The 18,097-nt window shown below is 41.1% G+C and carries 18 protein-coding genes; 13 read left to right on the top strand and 5 right to left on the bottom strand.

Annotation, left to right across the window (positions count from 1 at the left end):
• Positions 1 to 262: 262 nt before the first annotated feature.
• The 12 genes from cyoA (at position 263) to alr (ending at position 12,212) form a co-directional block, all read left to right on the top strand.
• Positions 263 to 1,336, top strand: a complete 1,074-nt coding sequence (cyoA, locus tag HYI04_RS03745) for a ubiquinol oxidase subunit II (protein WP_004696450.1) — start codon at positions 263 to 265, stop codon at positions 1,334 to 1,336.
• Between the two features lie 3 nt (positions 1,337 to 1,339).
• Positions 1,340 to 3,328 carry a cytochrome o ubiquinol oxidase subunit I gene (cyoB, locus tag HYI04_RS03740; RefSeq protein ID WP_005400685.1) on the top strand — a complete coding sequence of 663 codons (1,989 nt, stop codon included), beginning with the start codon at positions 1,340 to 1,342 and terminating at the stop codon, positions 3,326 to 3,328.
• 4 nt (positions 3,329 to 3,332) lie between these two features.
• Positions 3,333 to 3,953 carry a cytochrome o ubiquinol oxidase subunit III gene (gene cyoC / locus HYI04_RS03735; protein WP_159152830.1) on the top strand — a complete coding sequence of 207 codons (621 nt, stop codon included), beginning with the start codon at positions 3,333 to 3,335 and terminating at the stop codon, positions 3,951 to 3,953.
• Positions 3,950 to 4,279: a cytochrome o ubiquinol oxidase subunit IV gene (locus tag HYI04_RS03730; protein ID WP_026056475.1), complete on the top strand. Its 330-nt coding sequence runs from the start codon at positions 3,950 to 3,952 to the stop codon at positions 4,277 to 4,279. Before cyoC ends, HYI04_RS03730 begins: the two co-directional genes overlap by 4 nt.
• A gap of 10 nt (positions 4,280 to 4,289) precedes the next feature.
• Entirely contained in the window at positions 4,290 to 5,168 is an 879-nt protein-coding gene (gene cyoE, locus HYI04_RS03725) for a heme o synthase (RefSeq protein WP_005400682.1), read from the top strand.
• A gap of 105 nt (positions 5,169 to 5,273) precedes the next feature.
• Positions 5,274 to 7,388 carry a hypothetical protein gene (locus tag HYI04_RS03720; protein WP_171519346.1) on the top strand — a complete coding sequence of 705 codons (2,115 nt, stop codon included), beginning with the start codon at positions 5,274 to 5,276 and terminating at the stop codon, positions 7,386 to 7,388.
• A 7-nt stretch (positions 7,389 to 7,395) separates the two neighbouring features.
• Complete coding sequence (locus tag HYI04_RS03715; RefSeq protein ID WP_005400680.1) at positions 7,396 to 8,151, top strand: DUF3142 domain-containing protein; 756 nt, start codon at positions 7,396 to 7,398, stop codon at positions 8,149 to 8,151.
• 143 nt (positions 8,152 to 8,294) lie between these two features.
• Positions 8,295 to 8,681, top strand: a complete 387-nt coding sequence (gene rpsF / locus HYI04_RS03710) for a 30S ribosomal protein S6 (protein ID WP_004696436.1) — start codon at positions 8,295 to 8,297, stop codon at positions 8,679 to 8,681.
• A gap of 11 nt (positions 8,682 to 8,692) precedes the next feature.
• The gene (gene rpsR / locus HYI04_RS03705) at positions 8,693 to 8,920 is read left to right on the top strand and encodes a 30S ribosomal protein S18 (protein WP_004278792.1); all 228 of its coding nucleotides are present in this window, start codon (positions 8,693 to 8,695) and stop codon (positions 8,918 to 8,920) included.
• 9 nt (positions 8,921 to 8,929) lie between these two features.
• Positions 8,930 to 9,376 (top strand): 50S ribosomal protein L9, encoded by a 447-nt coding sequence (gene rplI / locus HYI04_RS03700; RefSeq protein ID WP_004696433.1) that lies wholly within the window; start codon positions 8,930 to 8,932, stop codon positions 9,374 to 9,376.
• A 272-nt stretch (positions 9,377 to 9,648) separates the two neighbouring features.
• A complete protein-coding gene (gene dnaB / locus HYI04_RS03695) occupies positions 9,649 to 11,094 on the top strand; it encodes a replicative DNA helicase (RefSeq protein ID WP_004696432.1) in 1,446 nt (481 codons plus the stop codon).
• A 47-nt stretch (positions 11,095 to 11,141) separates the two neighbouring features.
• The gene (gene alr / locus HYI04_RS03690) at positions 11,142 to 12,212 is read left to right on the top strand and encodes an alanine racemase (RefSeq protein WP_159152831.1); all 1,071 of its coding nucleotides are present in this window, start codon (positions 11,142 to 11,144) and stop codon (positions 12,210 to 12,212) included.
• A gap of 32 nt (positions 12,213 to 12,244) precedes the next feature.
• Here alr and HYI04_RS03685 read toward each other — a convergent pair whose 3' ends face one another.
• From HYI04_RS03685 to HYI04_RS03665, 5 genes are read right to left on the bottom strand one after another with little or no spacing between them, the layout of a single operon-like run.
• The gene (locus tag HYI04_RS03685) at positions 12,245 to 12,670 is read right to left on the bottom strand and encodes a BLUF domain-containing protein (RefSeq protein ID WP_039890155.1); all 426 of its coding nucleotides are present in this window, start codon (positions 12,668 to 12,670) and stop codon (positions 12,245 to 12,247) included.
• A 47-nt stretch (positions 12,671 to 12,717) separates the two neighbouring features.
• On the bottom strand, positions 12,718 to 13,452 hold the full coding sequence (locus HYI04_RS03680; protein ID WP_005400677.1) for a proteasome-type protease: 735 nt from the start codon (positions 13,450 to 13,452) through the stop codon (positions 12,718 to 12,720).
• A 24-nt stretch (positions 13,453 to 13,476) separates the two neighbouring features.
• A complete protein-coding gene (locus tag HYI04_RS03675) occupies positions 13,477 to 14,256 on the bottom strand; it encodes a transglutaminase family protein (RefSeq protein WP_178895849.1) in 780 nt (259 codons plus the stop codon).
• Complete coding sequence (locus tag HYI04_RS03670) at positions 14,253 to 14,855, bottom strand: alpha-E domain-containing protein (protein WP_004982053.1); 603 nt, start codon at positions 14,853 to 14,855, stop codon at positions 14,253 to 14,255. The genes HYI04_RS03675 and HYI04_RS03670 overlap by 4 nt, the downstream gene beginning before the upstream one ends.
• Positions 14,856 to 14,880: 25 nt before the next feature.
• The gene (locus HYI04_RS03665; protein ID WP_178895848.1) at positions 14,881 to 16,431 is read right to left on the bottom strand and encodes a circularly permuted type 2 ATP-grasp protein; all 1,551 of its coding nucleotides are present in this window, start codon (positions 16,429 to 16,431) and stop codon (positions 14,881 to 14,883) included.
• Positions 16,432 to 16,670: 239 nt separating this feature from the next.
• Here HYI04_RS03665 and HYI04_RS03660 point away from each other — a divergent pair, with 239 nt between their 5' ends.
• Complete coding sequence (locus HYI04_RS03660) at positions 16,671 to 17,672, top strand: YafY family protein (RefSeq protein WP_005400673.1); 1,002 nt, start codon at positions 16,671 to 16,673, stop codon at positions 17,670 to 17,672.
• Positions 17,673 to 18,097: the final 425 nt, after the last annotated feature.

Raw genomic sequence — 18,097 nt, 5'->3', positions numbered from 1 at the left:
TTTCTGCAGTTTATTGATATTCAAAATAAATCCCTAAATAATTTATAAAATTCCGAGTGAAAAAATCGGTTTTTATAACAGTTATTTAAAGCACCTTTACGTATAGCTTAGTTTGTCGATATGAGGCATAATGCCCTACAACGTAGCGGTGTCTTATGATTGAGAAGTGTTTTAGACTTAAAAAGAAACTTTTCAACCATGCGACACTTTAATCGCTATCCCAATTTTATTAGGGAATGGGACTCTTCACCGAGGTTGTAAAATGAGACAAACGATTTTAGCTGTATTGTCTTTATCTGCGATCGCCGCGCTCTTAACTGGGTGTGGTGGTGATATGGTACTTCTAAACTCAAAAGGTCCAGTTGCACAAGGTCAATCTGACTTAATGATGACTGCGATCTATTTAATGCTATTGGTGGTTATTCCATCAGTCGTAATGGCATTATGGTTTGGTTGGAAATATCGCGCGTCGAATAAAGATGCAGACTATAAACCTACATGGGCACACTCTACTGCAATTGAAATTGTAGTTTGGGGTATTCCTGTCATTATTATTGGTATTCTGGCTTGGTTAACTTGGTGGGGTTCACACAAGTATGACCCTTACCGCCCACTCGAATCTGATAAAGCACCTGTAAATATTCAAGTCATTGCAGAACAGTTTAAATGGATCTTCATTTACCCTGATCTTAACATTGCGACGGTTAACGAAATTCGTTTCCCTGAAAAAACTCCAGTTGCACTTAAAATTACCTCTAACTTCACGATGAACTCTTTCTTCATCCCTGCGTTAGGTGGTCAAATTTATGCAATGGCAGGCATGCAAACGCACTTGAATTTGTTAGCAGATGGAACTAGCCCAGCTGAAGGCTACCGCGGTTTCTCTTCGAACTATTCAGGTTACGGCTTCTCGCAAATGCGCTTCCGTGCTCACTCTGTAACTGACGCTCAATTCGCTGAATGGGTTGCTGCAGTTAAAGCAGGTAACGGTACAAGCATTAATCCTAAAGCTGTACAAAAAACAATTTTAGATCAAGCTGAATTTGAGTCTTTACGTGACGGTAACCGTGGTAAACACCAAATTGAAGTTTTGATTTCAAAAGCAAAAACTCCTGAAGAGAAGGCTGCTGCTGAGGCAATGAAGCCTTATCCAACTAAGCCACACCCTGTGACTTACTACTCTTCTGTAGAGGAAGGCTTGTTTAAGTCAGTCATCAGCAAATATATGAGCAACTATCACGGTGCTGATCACTCAGCGACTGCGGGTGCTCACGGGGCTGCTTCATCTGAAGCACATGCCGCTGTTGAACCTGCTTCATCAGTTGTAGGGGAATAAGACATGAGCTTCTTAGGTAAGTTAGGTCCGGACGCTATTCCGCACGATCCAATTGTACTGGTCACAGTTGCAATGATGATCTTAGGTGGTATCGCAGTTGTTGCTGGTATTACCTACTTTAAAAAGTGGGGCTACTTGTGGAACGAATGGTTCACAACAGTCGACCATAAAAAAATTGGTATCATGTATCTTTTCGTATCGATCATCATGCTTTTGCGTGGTTTCGCCGATGCGATTATGATGCGTCTTCAACTGTTCCTTGCAAAAGGTGGCGGTGAAGGTTATTTACACCCAGAACACTACGATCAGATCTTCACCGCACACGGTGTAATCATGATCTTCTTCGTAGCAATGGGTCTAGTTGTTGGTTTAATGAACATCTCTGTACCACTTCAAATTGGTGCACGTGACGTTGCCTTCCCATTATTAAACTCTCTAAGCTTCTGGTTATTTGCTGGTGCTGCAGGCTTAATGATGGCATCTCTTGCAATTGGTGAATTCGCTGCGACAGGTTGGATGGCTTATCCTCCTCTTTCAGGCATCGAATACTCTCCAGGCGTGGGTGTGGACTACTATATCTGGGCACTTCAGATTTCAGGTTTAGGTACGCTATTAACGGGTGTTAACTTCTTCGTTACCATCATTAAAATGCGCGCACCTGGTATGTCACTTATGGACATGCCGATCTTTACTTGGACATCTTTGTGTACTGCGGTATTGATCATTGCGTCATTCCCAGTGTTAACAGCAACAATTGCGATGTTAACGCTTGACCGTTACTTCGGTTTCCACTTCTTTACAAATGACATGGGTGGTAGCCCAATGTTGTATGTAAACTTGATTTGGACATGGGGTCACCCAGAAGTTTACATCTTAGTATTACCAGCATTTGGTATTTACTCTGAAGTTGTTTCAACGTTCTCTCGTAAAACGTTGTTCGGTTATAAATCAATGGTGTATGCAACAATTGCGATCACAGTACTTGCGTTCGTAGTATGGCTTCACCACTTCTTCACCATGGGTGCTGGTGCGAACGTGAATGCGTTCTTCGGTATCATGACCATGGTTATTGCGATTCCTACTGGTGTGAAAATCTTCTCTTGGTTATTCACGATGTATAAGGGTCGTATCACCTTCACTACTCCTATGTTATGGACGCTTGGCTTCCTTGTAACATTCGGTATTGGTGGTTTAACTGGTGTATTAATGGCTGTTCCACCTGCGGACTTCCTTGTACACAACTCATTGTTCTTGATTGCTCACTTCCACAATGTAATTATCGGTGGTGTGGTGTTTGGTATGTTTGCCGGCATCATTTTCTACTGGCCGAAAATGTTTGGTTGGAAGCTCAATGAAGCATGGGGTAAAGCTGCGTTCTGGTTCTGGTTCTTCGGTTTCTACTTTGCATTCATGCCACTTTATATCCTTGGTTTCATGGGTATGACTCGTCGTTTGAATACATATGACAACCCTGAATGGGATCCGTACATTGCTATTGCATTCTTCGGTTCTGTGTTAGTCGCGATTGGTATTGCATGTTTCGTTATGCAGATTGTTGTTGGTTACTTACAACGCAACGACAACCTCGACCTTACAGGCGATCCATGGGATGGTCGTACACTTGAATGGGCGACTTCGTCTCCTGCTCCGTTCTACAACTTTGCTCACCTTCCAACAATCAATGGTATTGATACGTTCTGGAATGACAAAGAGAATGGCGTAGCATATGCGAAACCTACTTCATACGAAGACATTCATATGCCAACGAATCGTGCTGCTGGTGTTGTGATTGCCATGTTCATTACTGTTATGGGCTTTGGTTTAATCTGGCATATCTGGTGGTTAGTTGTTGTAATGTTCATCGCTGCTATTATCAGCTTCATCGCGTCTTCGTTTACGAAGAAAGTGGACTACTATGTTCCTGCTGCTGAAGTTGAGCGTATTGAAAATGAACGTTACGCGATTCTTGAAAAACATTTGAAGAAGGACTAAGACAATGGCTGACGTACTTCATCACGGAAACCACGGACACGATGAGCATCATCACCACGATGATACTGACATCACCGTCTTTGGTTTTTGGACTTATTTGATGAGTGACTTGATTCTATTCGGTACACTCTTCATTGCATTCGCTGTTTTAAGTAGCCATGTGCCTATGGGCACACCAAGTGCAAAAGAATTATTCGGTGAGTCTTTAGGTTTCGTTTTAACTGAAACTTTCGCTCTCTTGATCTCTTCTGTAACTTTTGGTTTTGCGGTTCTTGCTGCATACAAAAAGAACGTCAACCAAGTTTTAACTTGGTTAGCGATCACTTGGTTATTCGGTGCTTCATTCATCGGCATGGAACTATATGAGTTTAATCACTTAGTTCATGCTGGCCACGGTCCAAGCGTAAGTGCGTTTTTATCGTCGTTCTTTACTTTAGTAGGTACGCACGGTATTCACGTAACTTCAGGTTTGGTATGGATGATCATTTTGATGATTCAGATCAAGAAAAATGGTTTGACTCTTCCAAACACACGTCGTCTTGCTTGCCTAAGCTTGTTCTGGCACTTCCTTGACATCGTTTGGATCTGTGTATTCAGCGTAGTTTACTTGATGGGAGTTCTATAATGAGTCACGATCATAACTCAGCTGGTGCTTCACACGGTAACACCAAGCAATACACGATCGGCTTTATCCTTTCAGTTATCCTAACCGTAATTCCATTCGGTATGGTAATGGCTGGTGGTTTTGGTCGCGGTATTGTTATGGCGGTTATCGCAATTACAGCGGTTGCTCAGGTTCTAGTTCAATTAGTTTACTTCTTGCACATGAACTCATCTTCAGAGCAACGTTGGAACGTGATTGCATTTATCTATACAGTACTTTGTATTGCTGTACTTCTAGTCGGCTCTGTATGGATTATGAACTACTTACACTACAACATGATGATCTAAACTGATCGTCATGTTGAAAAAGTATTTATTCCTGACTAAACCAGGAATTCTCTTTGGTAACTTCGTTACCACTCTGGGCGGCTTCTTTTTAGCCGCTCAGGGGTCTGTAGATTTCCTCCTTCTTCTCATCACTCTACTCGGTACAACACTGGTTGTTGCTTCTGGCTGTGTCGTCAATAACGTCATTGATCAAGATATTGATCAAAAGATGGAACGGACGATGAACCGTGCATTAGTTAAAAAAACCATCAGTCCTTCCGTAGCTTTGGCATTTTCTGCTGCGCTTGGAATATTAGGTTTCGCCCTACTCTGGTTCTTTGTTAATGCTTATGCCTTTGGCTTTGCTGTACTTGGTTTTGTGGTTTATGTGGTTTTTTATAGTCTATGGAGCAAACGCACATCCATTCACCAAACCGTGATTGGAAGTATTTCTGGTGCTAGTCCACCAGTGATCGGCTATACAGCTGTGACCAATGAATTTGATGTTGCCGCATTGTTGCTTTTCTTAGCATATGCACTTTGGCAAATGCCTCATTCATGGGGAATTGCGGTATACCGCTTTGATGACTATAAAAATGCAGGCATTCCAATTTTACCTGTAGCACGTTCAATTTTCCGCACGAAAGTTGAAAGCTTGATTTATGTCTTGCTGTTTGCTGCGGTGTTAAATGGTTTGTATTGTTTTGGCTATACCAACATGTTTTTTCTTATCACCTTTAACGCACTCTGTGCTTATTGGGTATATTTATCAATCATTGGTTTTAAAGCTGAAAATGATCAGGTTTGGGCAAAACGCTATTTCTTATATTCAGTGATTTTAATTACTGCATTAAGTTTTAGTTTTAGTTTTAGCTATGTCTCACCTGCTCCACATTTGCCGCTGTTTTAAAAAAGATAGAGTTCTCTCTATCTTTTTTATTTCAACTTATTCAATATTTAAGTCTAGTCTTTAAATTGTTACCATAGCAGACACAACAATAACTCATGCTCTGCAATGAAAATACCATCACAATTTTTTAAAAAATCTATTTTTATTAGTCTGTTCCCTATCACTCTTGCTTATAGCACGCACAGTTTTTCTGGTTTCGATGTTTCTTGCTACCCATCGACCAACATTCAAACCAATGTCTATACAGCCTGTGACAATTTGCCTGCGCTCACGCCCGCCAATGACAACCAAACTAATATGCTTTTACTCCTGAGCGACATGGGTTTGGCCAAATTGAATTTTAATCAGCCAAATAATCCGCTTTGGGAAACTGAATATAGCAACGTACCATTTGCGGCTAAAACATTGTTTGAAAGCGTAACCAATAAACAACCGAATGCCCGATTAAAACCAAGCAATGTAAAGACACCCTACCAAGAACATTGCAGTAGTCTAGACAATGGTGCGGATCAATTTACCCAGCAGGTGAAAGCCGACAAAAATCTCAGCAAAGCGGAAAAAGATTTACTGATTCAAGAAAGACAAAATATCTCAGCCTGTGACCGTGATCTTGCCCTCATCCAAGTCAATCCGAACTGGTCTATACAAGCACGTCAATATGCGTCTTATTTAAATGCAACCATTGCCTTTTACAAAAGTAACTTTTCCATAGCTACTAAAATTTACTCAGTATTAACTACGGTTGATCAGCCTTGGATCAAAGAAACATCGCAATATATGTTGATTCGTAGCAGCCTCAATGAAAGCTATCAGTCAGGTGTCGGTAAATATGGCGACTTAAAAATCGATAAAGTAGATCAGACTTTACTCAAAAACACCTATGAGCATATCACTACCTACTTCAAACGCTTTCCTGAGGGAAAATATGCGGCAAGTGCACGCGGCTTACTACGTCGTTGTTATTGGCTGAGTGGAAATACCGAACTCCTGACCAACGAACTCGCATGGCAAATCAATCATCCTGATTCCAAATACTATAATTTAGAGCTCGATAATCTAGCCTTCGAAATGGATCGCCATGTTTTTCAAAGCCGCTCATTCAATGCAAAAAATCTAAAAGATCCCTTCTTTCTGACCATTTCAGATTTAATGCAAATGCGTCAGGCAACCTCAGCAGAAGATAAAGTCTTAAGTTGGTCTGAACTCAACAACCAAAAAACACTATTTAAAAGTCAACCAGAACTGTTCCAATACCTACAAGCCAATCACTTATTCTTTGTGCAGAACAAACCAGCCGAAGCTTTAAAATATTTGCCAGAACATTCCTCTAATTCAATTAATAGTTACCTTCAACTCAGTCAAATATTATTAAAAGGTCGTATTTTAGAAAAACTCGGACAAACTCAAAATGCGCAGCAGTATTGGGAAGGTTGGCTGAGTCGATCAAAGTCCATCGAACAACGTGGCTTATTTGAGCTGATGTTATATCCACATTATGCCCAACAGCAAAGTGCGAACCTATTCATCGGTTCAGATGCTAAAATCAAGCAAGCTTCATTGCAAAAAAGCTTTATTGAAAATGTAGCCAATGAAAAAAGCTTAATGCAAATTGTCCAGAGCAAAGCATCAAGTACAGATCAAAAAAATTTAGCTTTATATAAAACTTTGCAAAAATCATTGGTACACCAAAACTTTAAACTGTTTAATCAAGCCTTTGTACTGCTACCACAAGACGCCGCGAAGTATAAATATGACTCAGAAACATATAAAAATTATAAAAACCAACCGCTTTTCAGTGATTTCATCTGGGCTGGAACAAAAATCACGCCACAAATTCAATGCCCTGATTTATTCAGCCTGACTCAAAAACTTGAAAATTCACCTCAAGATTTAAAGCTCCGACTTTGTTTGGGAGAATATGCACGCTCGACTCAAGGCTACAACATAAGCTATGTCACCGCTTTAGAAAAAGAAACTTCTAGCTTCCAAGGTGCAATTTTTGCCCGTGGTCAAGTGTATAAAGACATCATCAAATCCAGTTCGGTACCTGATTTAAAAGCTTATGCGCTTTATCGTTCAATCATGTGTTACTCACCAAGCGGGATGAATGACTGTCAGGATGCAGAGGTTGAAAAATCCACTCGTAAACAATGGTTCGACCACATTAAACGCGACTATCCAAGTACCTCTTGGGCACAATCTTTAAAGTATTACTGGTAAGACGTATATGTTAAAGCAGATTTTTTCAGTTGTTATGACGCTGATCTGTATGCTGAGCATCATGGCTTGTCAGCCGAGTCAGTCAGCTTCAACATCTGGTCAGGTAAATGCCGAAGACTATGATGCATTTTGGATTTGGGGCAATATTTCATCTACCCCTTACCTCAAAGCCGCTAAAGAACTTTATATTTTACAAGGTGAAATCCGTTTAGATTCCCAAACACATCACTCTAGCCTCATACCGCAAGGCATAAGAGTCTTAACAATTCCTCAGCAAAAGGTGTGGCTGGTTTTTCGTAATTATCATTTAGCCTGGCAAGGCCAAGAGCTTACACATATTTTAAAACGCGTTCAGCAATGGGAAAATGCAGGGAATCATATTCAAGGCATACAAATTGATTTCGATGCCAAAACCAAACACATTCACCAATATGCCCTATTTTTAAGTCAATTAAGAAAACAATTGCCTCAACACTATCAACTCAGTATCACGGGCTTAATGGACTGGACCAATGTCACAAATCAGGAGACTTTAAACCTCCTGAATAACACCATCGACGAGTTGGTCATTCAAACTTATCAAGGTTCAACCACCATACCCAACTATGCAGCTTATCTAAAAAAAGTTTCAGCACTGAAACTGCCTTATAAAATTGGCATCGTTCAATACGGTGAGTGGCATAGACCGCCAAAGCTTGAAAATGATACGAACTTTAAAGGCTATGTTGTCTTCCTTTTACGCTCAAAACCTCAAAATAATTAGGGCTTTTTAAGAGAAGTTCTTGAATTTGGCGAGCAAAGTCTCTAAAATTCCCCCTTCGCATCTAATGCGACACAACCTAGGTTGTGACTCCTTGCTTCTAACAACTTTTTGTTAGGGGCTGTTTAAACCGTAAGGAGCTGACAATGCGTCATTACGAAATCGTACTTTTAGTACACCCTGATCAAAGCGATCAAGTCGTTGGTATGGTAGAACGCTACCTAACTCACATCAAAGAAGCTGAAGGTCAAATTCACCGTCTTGAAGACTGGGGCCGTCGTCAATTGGCTTACCCAATCAACAAGATCCACAAAGCTCACTACATTCTTATGAATGTTGAGTGTGGTCAAACTACTCTTGATGAGTTAGAAGAATTGTTCCGTTACAACGATGCAATTATTCGTAGCCTTATCATCCGTCGTGAGAACGCTATCACTGAAGAGTCACTATTGGCTAAGAGTGCTGAAGAAAAACGTGCGCGTAAAGCTCAACGTGAAGAAGCACAACAAGCTCAAGACTCTGCTGAAGCATAAGGAGAACATCAATGGCACGTTTTTACCGTCGTCGCAAGTTCTGCCGCTTTACAGCTGAGAACGTTACGTACATCGACTACAAAGATATCGACACTTTAAAACAGTACATCACTGAAAACGGCAAGATTGTTCCTAGCCGTATTACAGGTACTAAAGCTCGTTACCAACGTCAATTAGCGCTTGCTATTAAACAAGCTCGCTACTTGTCTTTGATCCCTTACACTGACAATCATAAGTGAGGTTGAGCTGTGGATATTATCTTATTACAACGCATTAAAAACCTTGGTAAATTAGGCGATAAAGTTTCAGTTAAAGCTGGTTACGGCCGCAACTACCTTATCCCTCAAGGTCAAGCAGTAGCTGCTACTGAAGCTAACACTGCTGCTTTTGAAGCTCGTCGCGCTGAACTTGAGAAAGCTGAAGCTGATGTTTTAGCTGCTGCTCAAGCACGTGCTAGCCAATTAGACGAAGTTAACATCGTAATCACTGCGAAAGCTGGTGACGAAGGTAAACTATTCGGTTCTATCGGTACTCGTGATATCGCTGACGCGTTAACAAATGCTGGTCTTGAAGTTGACCGTGCAGAAGTTCGTTTACCGAACGGTGCACTTCGTCACACTGGCGAATTCAACATCGCAATCCAATTGCACCATGATGTTGTTGCTGAAGTTCTCGTTACTATCGTATCTGAGTAATTTCTTGCAGAAAAAAGAGCATGCTTTTGCATGCTCTTTTTTTATCTCTATGAAAAAGTAGTTTCTTCGCTCAGCTTAAAACTTCATCAGCCTGCCCCGCAAAATGCCAAATTTGAATATTATGGGTTTTATCCATAAGCCTTGAATTCAGCACACAGCAGCTGCATTTTTTGATAAAGTGCATAGAGTTAAATGACTGTAATTTTTTCCAAATTTACAGTGAAATTTATCTTAAGTTATCCCTCTTACTGTATTAAAAATCAGGGCGTTATATGTCACAGGCGAATGCCACTGCTCAAAAGAGCTCATCGAAACAAGACAATAAACCGAATGAGTCAGGGCAACTGAAAGAATTCCGTACACCTCCGCATAACTTAGCATTGGAACAAGCCGTACTTGCCGCTTTAATGACGGTTGCTGAATCCTTTGAACAAGTTGGCGATGTACTGACTGAAAATGACTTTTATGCGACGCGCCATAAATATATTTTTCGTGCGATTGCGCAACTCTCCAAAGACAGCTCACCCTATGATGCAGTTTTAGTCCATGACTGGCTCACCACACAAAACCTACTCGATGCGGTTGGTGGTGAAGAGTACCTGATGCAATTGATGGCAGACTCCCCGTCTAGTTTCTATAACATGGAAACTTATGCCACCAAGATCAAAGAATTTTCAACTTTGCGTAGCATGATTAAGGTCAGCTCTGAAATTTTACAAAATGCCTATGACACCAAAGGTCGTAACGTCAGTGAAATTTTAGATTTGGCCGAAACCAATATTTTCTCCTTGGCAGAACAACACAATAACAACGCCAAAGCTCAAGGGCCTAAAGCCATCAATACAGTTGTGGCCGATGTCTTTGATAAGCTGAATGAATTGTCACAAATGGAAGGCAGCATTACAGGCTTAACCACAGGCTTTCTTGAACTCGACAATAAAACCTCGGGCATGCAAGCAGGTGATTTGATTATTGTTGCAGCGCGCCCATCGATGGGTAAAACTACCTTTGCCATGAATTTGGTTGAAAGCGTGCTGTTTAATAATGACTTACCTGCCTTGGTTTACTCTATGGAGATGCCAGCCGACTCCATTGCCATGCGTTTGATTTCATCTTACGGGAAAGTCCATCAGGGACATTTACGTTCAGGTAAACTCGATGGTGATGAATGGTCAAAAGTTACCGGCACCATTTTGCAACTGCAAGAGAAAAAGCTCTATATCGACGACTCCTCTGCTCTTCCACCTACAGAAGTTCGTGCTCGCGCACGTCGTATTGCCAAACAGCACGATGGTAAACTCGGCTGCATCATGGTCGATTACTTACAGCTGATGAAAGTACCAGGTATGGGTGATAACCGTGTCGGTGAGATTTCAGAAATTTCACGAAGCTTAAAAGCTCTTGCCAAAGAAATGATGTGCCCTGTAATTGCACTATCGCAGCTTAACCGTTCCCTCGAGAATCGTCCCAACAAACGTCCCGTGATGTCAGACTTACGTGAATCCGGTGCGATCGAGCAGGACGCCGACTTGATCATGTTTATTTACCGTGACGAAGTCTATAACAAAGAGTCCAAAGAAGCGGGCACTGCCGAAATTATTATTGGCAAACAGCGTAACGGCCCTATTGGTACCGTTCGACTTGCTTTCGAAGGCCAATACACCCGCTTTAGTAACTTATCCCCTGAGTTTTATGCTCAGTACGATGATGAGGAATAATTAAAACCTCATCGTCGCCCTTCCATGACCCTGTAGGAGTAATTAGGGTGCGTCAAGCAACAGTTTATATTGATAGCCAAGCGCTGCAATATAATTTAAACCGTGTCAAACAACTTGCCCCAAACGCGAAAATCGTCAGCATGGTCAAAGCCAATGCTTATGGACACGGAGTCAAAGACTGTTTAGCAGCCTTAAGTGAAACCGATGCCTTTGGCGTCGCCTGTTTAGAAGAAGCACTGGAAATTCGTGCACTCGGTTTTGAGCAACCGATTACCCTAATTGAAGGGGTTTTCTCGGCCGATGAAATGTCGAGTGTCATCGAACAAAAGCTTGAATGCGTAATTCACCATCCACAGCAAGTCGATTGGTTACTCGCACATAAAACCGCGTATATCGCACAAAAGCTTAAAGTATGGGTAAAACTCAATAGCGGTATGAACCGTTTAGGCTTTAAAGTTGCTGAAATCATTAATGTCATCAACACTTTAAAAGCAGAAGGCTTTACATGTGTCCTGGCAATGCACTTTGCCAATGCCGATGCGGATCACCCACTCAATGAGCAGCAACGTGCGCAATTTCTACACATCAAAGAAGCGTGTTCACCAATTTTAGCCTCATGTTGTAACTCAGCTGCTATTTTTAAATGGCCAGAACTTAATTTTGATTTTGTTCGTCCCGGTATCATGCTTTACGGTGCATCACCTTTTGCCAATAAAAATGCACACGACTTGGACTTAAAGCCAGTTATGACCTTCACTGCGGAAATTATTGCATTAAATACCATTCAAGCAGGTGAAGGTGTCGGCTATGGTTCACATTTTGTCGCCAACCAAGAAACTGAACTGGCCATTGTTTCGATTGGTTATGGAGATGGCTATCCACGTGCATTTCCAAAGCAAAACTATGTTGCTATAAATGGTCAGGCAGTAGCTGTTGTGGGCCGAGTAGCAATGGACATGATTGCGATCGATGTGACGGGTTTAAACGCCAAACTCGGTACAAAGGTTGAGCTCTGGGGTGAAAACCGCTTAGTTGACGATGTTGCGGAAGCCAATGGAACCATTGGTTATGAGCTACTTTGCCGGTTAAGTAATCGCCCTATACGTAAGCAAATCTAACAAAAAAAGCCCAAGTTCTACTTGGGCTTTTTTCAACACAAACTCTCATCAGACTGGGCATCGTAAAGGTCTTGTAACAACTGATCAATTTGTTGTTGACTCATACTCTGCGGTTCAAATTTTGCAAAACCCATCTCACGCATTTTGGTATGTACGCTACTCATACGTTGCACATACTTCATGCCCCAAGCTCTAAAATGTGCCGCGTGAATCGTTTTCGCCTCAAAGACTTTAATATCTTTATGTCTAGGGTCTTTCAATAATTTCGACATTAATAATTCTAAAGCAGCTTCATCCCCTTCTAAGCACTGGAAATAATGCTGATCAGCATAATAAAGAACGCCTGAAATATTATGTACTGTATTAAAATCACATGCTTCGCTTAAAATGTCCCGAACATCTTGAAGAAGCTGTACATGATCCGAAGTTGAAGTACTTGCATAGCAAATTTGCCGCATAGACTTCCCCAATTGATTGATTTCATTATTTTTAGCATCTAACACGTTTATACTAAATAGTCATCCGTCGGCTTTGCCAATTCTTGCAATCCTTTTCTTAAGGTATCTGACCATTGCTTACTAATGCTTGAAAAATACGGATCTTCTTCATCAATCCGCTTACCCACTGGAATATGTAAACTATCTTTCGTATATACTAAAGCATCTAAGGGCAATCCGACAGAAACATTGGAACGTAAGGTTGAATCAAAAGAAATCAAACTACACTTCACCGCTTCATCTAAGGGCATGTCATACCGTAATGCACGATCTAGAATCGGCTTTCCATATTTACTTTCACCAATTTGAAAATACGGCGTATCTTTGGTCGCACAAATAAAATTCCCCTGCGGATAAATATTATAAAGTTGCATTTCTGCCCCTTTAATTTGCCCACCGACCAATAAGCTACAGTAGTAATTACTTTGTTCTTGCGTGTCTGGTGCCATATCCGCCAAGACTTTTTTCAAAGTATGTCCAACCAACTCAGCCGCTTCGAACATGGTATTGACACTATATAAATTCGGTTCTTGGCTTAACTCCAGATGATTTTTTAAATGTCCAATCACTGCTTGAGTTGTTGCTAAGTTTCCTGAGGTTTGAATCGCAATAAAGCGTTCACCCTCCACACCAAAGGTATATAGTTTCCTAAACACGGATATATGGTCTACACCTGCATTCGTACGCGTATCACTTATAAAAACCAAACCATCTTGCAGACGAAGTGCACAACAATAGGTCATAGAACATCCTTTTTCAGCTAAACCTTAACAACTTAAAACTTGTACCATGGAATGCATCGATTCCACCCCACCTTTTTCACGTACGCCACGAACGGGAGCCACATCCCAATAATCGCGCCCAATGGCCACATAAATATGTGACTGTGGTTTGAACAATTGATTACTGGTATCAAAACAATACCATGCATCATCAATATACACCTCGGCCCACGCGTGACTGGCGAGGTGTGAAGTTTCAGGCACATGCAAATACCCCGATACATAACGTACCGGTAAGCCAAGATGCTTACACATGGCAATAAAAACATGACTATGGTCCTGACATACGCCTTGCTGCCCATTGAATGCATCGATTGCCGAAGTGAGCACCGAGGTTTCGGCAGGTACATAAGGAATATGCGCTAAAACTGCTTCTGACAGTTTCATCAAATTTTCCCGATTCAGCTCAGGCACATACTGATGTGCAAATGCCTTCATTTCGGCATTGCACTGGGTATTGAGCGTCGGCTGTAAAAATAAATTGGGATTCAGCCGATCTTGTATGCCATGTTCTGCCAAGCTATTGATTTCAACAATGCCCTGCGCCATTATGGTCAGCTGTTGATAGGCTTCACGTTGCGAACTGGTAATCCAAATATTGTGGAAGGCATCCCGTTTTTCTTCGCGTTCCCCCGGCACACTCACATGCCAATGACATACCTTTTGGTGTGAATTATTCGTGGGTGTCATTTTGATATATTGAATGCTATTCAGCGCCAATTCACTATATTGATAATGCGTTTGGTGATTGATCATAAGTTTCATACATCAACCTCAAACAATTGTTGAATATAGTCACTAAAATGATAAAAATTCATCGCATCAGGTTGTGATTTGAGCTCTAGCCAAGCCTGTGCCAAATTTAGCCAGCCCATTTCTTTTAACAACATGACGATGTTTTCTATTTCAACTAAAGTATTTTGTGCATCTTGTTTCAGGCGGATTTGACGGTCGAGCTGCTCAATCATTTGCCCCAAACTAAAGAATAAAAAGACATCACTGGCTTCAGACTCAAGTACATCCTGACACTCTCCAACCACATCACAAATATAGGCGGTGTTTTCAGTGGCATTTTTGATAAATTGATTCAGTTCCGCATAGGCCTTTGCAGATAAAATCCCGCGCAAGTCTTGTACATTACTCTTAGCACTTTGAAATTGCTGGTTAAATGAAGCAGGATTGTTTGGGTTTAAAATCAGCTCATTCAGTGAGCACGCATCAAAAGCAGGCAAACAAAATGCATGCGCATAATCCATTGCAGGCTGATCTTGGGTAAACGGAAACTGAGCACACAAATATTGAGTACGTGTTAAATAACGCCCTAACCAAAAAATATTTTCAGCATTGGTGCTTAATAAAATCATAGTTCTACCCTCATATTTGTTTATTTTATGAATGTAAGTTTTCCACGACCCAAGTGTCTTTAATTCCTCCTCCTTGGGATGAGTTGACCACCAACGAACCTTCTTCCATCGCAACACGTGTTAAACCACCAGGGACAATTTCGGTACGATACGGTGAACTGAGCACAAACGGTCTAAGGTCAATATGACGCTCAGACACACCCGATTCAGTCATGGTTGGACTGACAGAAAGTTCTAATGTGGGCTGGGCAATATATAAATGCGGCGTCGCCATGAGCTTATCTCTAAATTGCTCAATTTGGCTTTTACAGGCTTGCGGTCCAATCAGCATACCATACCCACCCGAACCTTGCGCCTCTTTGACCACTAACTGCTCAAGGTTCTCGAGTACATAAGCCAAATCTTGCTTGTTACAGCATTGATATGTCGGAACATTTTTTAAGATAGGTTTTTCACCTAAATAAAACTGAATCATTTTATCGACATAAGGATAAATCGACTTATCATCAGCAACTCCTGTGCCTGGTGCATTCGCAATAACCACGTTATGACTCAAATAAGCCGACATCAACCCTGCAACACCTAAAGTGCTATTCGGCATAAAACACAGCGGATCAAGGTATGCATCATCCAAACGGCGGTAAATTACATCTACTCGTTGACGGCCACGAATGGTTTTGACATAGACCTTATCATGCTCTACAAACAAATCACGCGATGTCACCAAAGGCACATCCATTTCACGGGCTAAAAAAGCATGTTCATAATAGGCACTATTAAAACGTCCCGGTGTCAACACCACGATGAAAGGCTGATCGACATAAGCATTTTCAGCCAAGATTTCTTTGAGTAATTGTGGGTATTGTTCGATGCCTAAAATATGGTTCTTCTGCATCAAATCAGGCATGAGTTTTTCACTAATCTTACGACTTTCAAGCATATAAGACACGCCCGACGGCGTTCTTAAATTATCTTCGAGCACATAAAACTCACCCTGCCCATCCCGGATAATATCAATTCCACTAATTTGGCTATAAATCTGACCTTTTAAACGGTGCTCATACATATGCGGTTGATAAGCCTCATGCGTCAACACTTGCAGTTCTGGAATAATTTTCGCTTTGAGAATGTCTTGTTGATGGTAAATATCATGTAAAAATAGATTTAAAGCCCGTACACGTTGTGCAGAGCCAAGGGAGATTTTATTCCATTGTTGTTTAGCGATCACACGTGGAATTAAATCATAAGGAATGGTGCGCTCAATGCCCTCAGATTCACCATATACAGTAAACGTAATACCTTCATATAAAAAATGCTGTTTGGCAATTTGGTTTAGTTCTTCGAGTTCTTCTACACTATGCTGTGACAACCAGTGCTCAATACGCGCACAAGCCTCACCCGACATCGCTTGGTCATCTGTCATTTCATTAAAGAAATTCGAGGTCATTTGATGAAACAATCCAACAGACTGGCTCGATAGACGATCATGAGAGTGAATCGGATTTAATACAGGAGAGTTAAGCTTATATCCGTCCAACATCGTATTTACATTTGTATCTTTATCTTCTTTAAACATACAAACCTCTCAATTGTTATCGATATATAACCCATACGTAGCAATATCTATGCCATGGATTTCTAAAGATGCTTTGTTTATTAATCGATAAAAAACGCATTGCTTCAATTCTATTTCGCATTAAGTTGTGTCAAAAAATATAACTGAAAAAGTTCAAGCAAAGCTTGCTTAAACGAATGAGTTTTCTTATTGTGTTCACATTCAAGTAAGTATTTTCGACTCCTAAATTTTATTAAACTATGTCTATACAAGAAAAAGAAACGTCCAATAGTCTCTATCGCCAATGGCAAATTTTGTCTCGTCTTTCCACTGGAAAATGGATGGGCACTCGAGAGCTGCAAGAGATTTTACAACGTGAAGGAATCGACATTACTTTGCGAACTATTCAACGTGATTTAAACCAAATCTCTCAACGCTTCCCGATTGAAAACAATGGGGCTGTGCCTCAAGGTTGGCGTTGGCGTTCTGATGCTCCGATTCAAAGCTTACCGCACATGACCAGCTCTCAAGCGGTGACGTTTATGATGGTTGAAGAACACCTTAAACATCTTCTTCCTCCAAGCTTAATTGAAGAAATGAATCCATGGTTTGACTTAGCACGTCGTAGCCTCTCTACCCAAAATAATGTACGCCAATGGATTAACCGCGTACGCATTGTCCCTGCGACACAACCGCTGATTCCCCCGATTGTGGAGAAAACAGCACAGCAAGCCATCTATGAAGGACTACTCCAAGACAAACAGCTGGAATGCGTTTATCAAGGCTTAAACCAAGCGGCTGAAGCAAAAACCTATACCCTCAACCCGCTGGCACTGGTTCAAAAAGGTGCAATTATTTATCTGATTTGTACCCGCCACGACAAAACTGATATTCAAACCTTTGCACTGCACCGTTTCAAATCAGCGACGGTTTTAAACACTCGTGCATTACACCCAGTCAATTTTGATATCGATGAATATATCGAATCTGGTGCATTAGGTTTCCGTGTAGACTTTTCAAAACCTACAGAAACCGTTGCACTTACCCTGACTATGACTGAAATAGATGCGCTGTATTTGGAGGAAACCAAACTCAGTACCAATCAGGTTTTAGAACCGCTTAGAAATGGGCAAATCTTGGTTCATGCGACCGTCCCTTTTACCAATCAACTGGTGTGGTGGTTACGTAGTTTTGGGCATAAAATTAGTCACATTGAACCCAAAGAAGTTCGTGATGCAGTTAATCAGACCATCACCGACTAAAATAAAAAAAGCCCCAAGTATTCGGGGCTTTATAGTCTTTTTGGTATTAGATATTTGAATTGCTTGCGTTTGTCGTTTTCATTGCTCATCTTGGTTTAATGCCTCCCCTAAACCAAGATAAGTGCGCTGTTTTTGGTGATTGATACAAACTAGCATTGGCATGCAAGTTCTCCACTGTTAAAACGGATCGATTTCATCGTCATGGTGTTGACCTCATGTTAAGAACGTAAAATCAATTTAAAAGATGGCGATACTTTTGTGAAATAACATGATTGGCTATTTTTATCTGTTTTTATCTTAAACAACTATTTTGCTTTGTTTATCTGCCAAAACAAAAAGCCAGCCTTATGGTCAGCAGGCTTATGATTAGCCTTCTGCATTTCCAAATGCCGATCTCAAAAACCGCCCTCATCAGCAATCGTTAC

The sequence above is a fragment of the Acinetobacter sp. SwsAc2 genome (assembly GCF_013391465.1).
In the GTDB taxonomy this organism is placed as follows: Bacteria; Pseudomonadota; Gammaproteobacteria; order Pseudomonadales; family Moraxellaceae; genus Acinetobacter; species Acinetobacter johnsonii.
The sequence above is the reverse complement of the archived record's forward strand: the minus strand, read 5'-3'. Positions and strand labels throughout refer to the sequence as shown.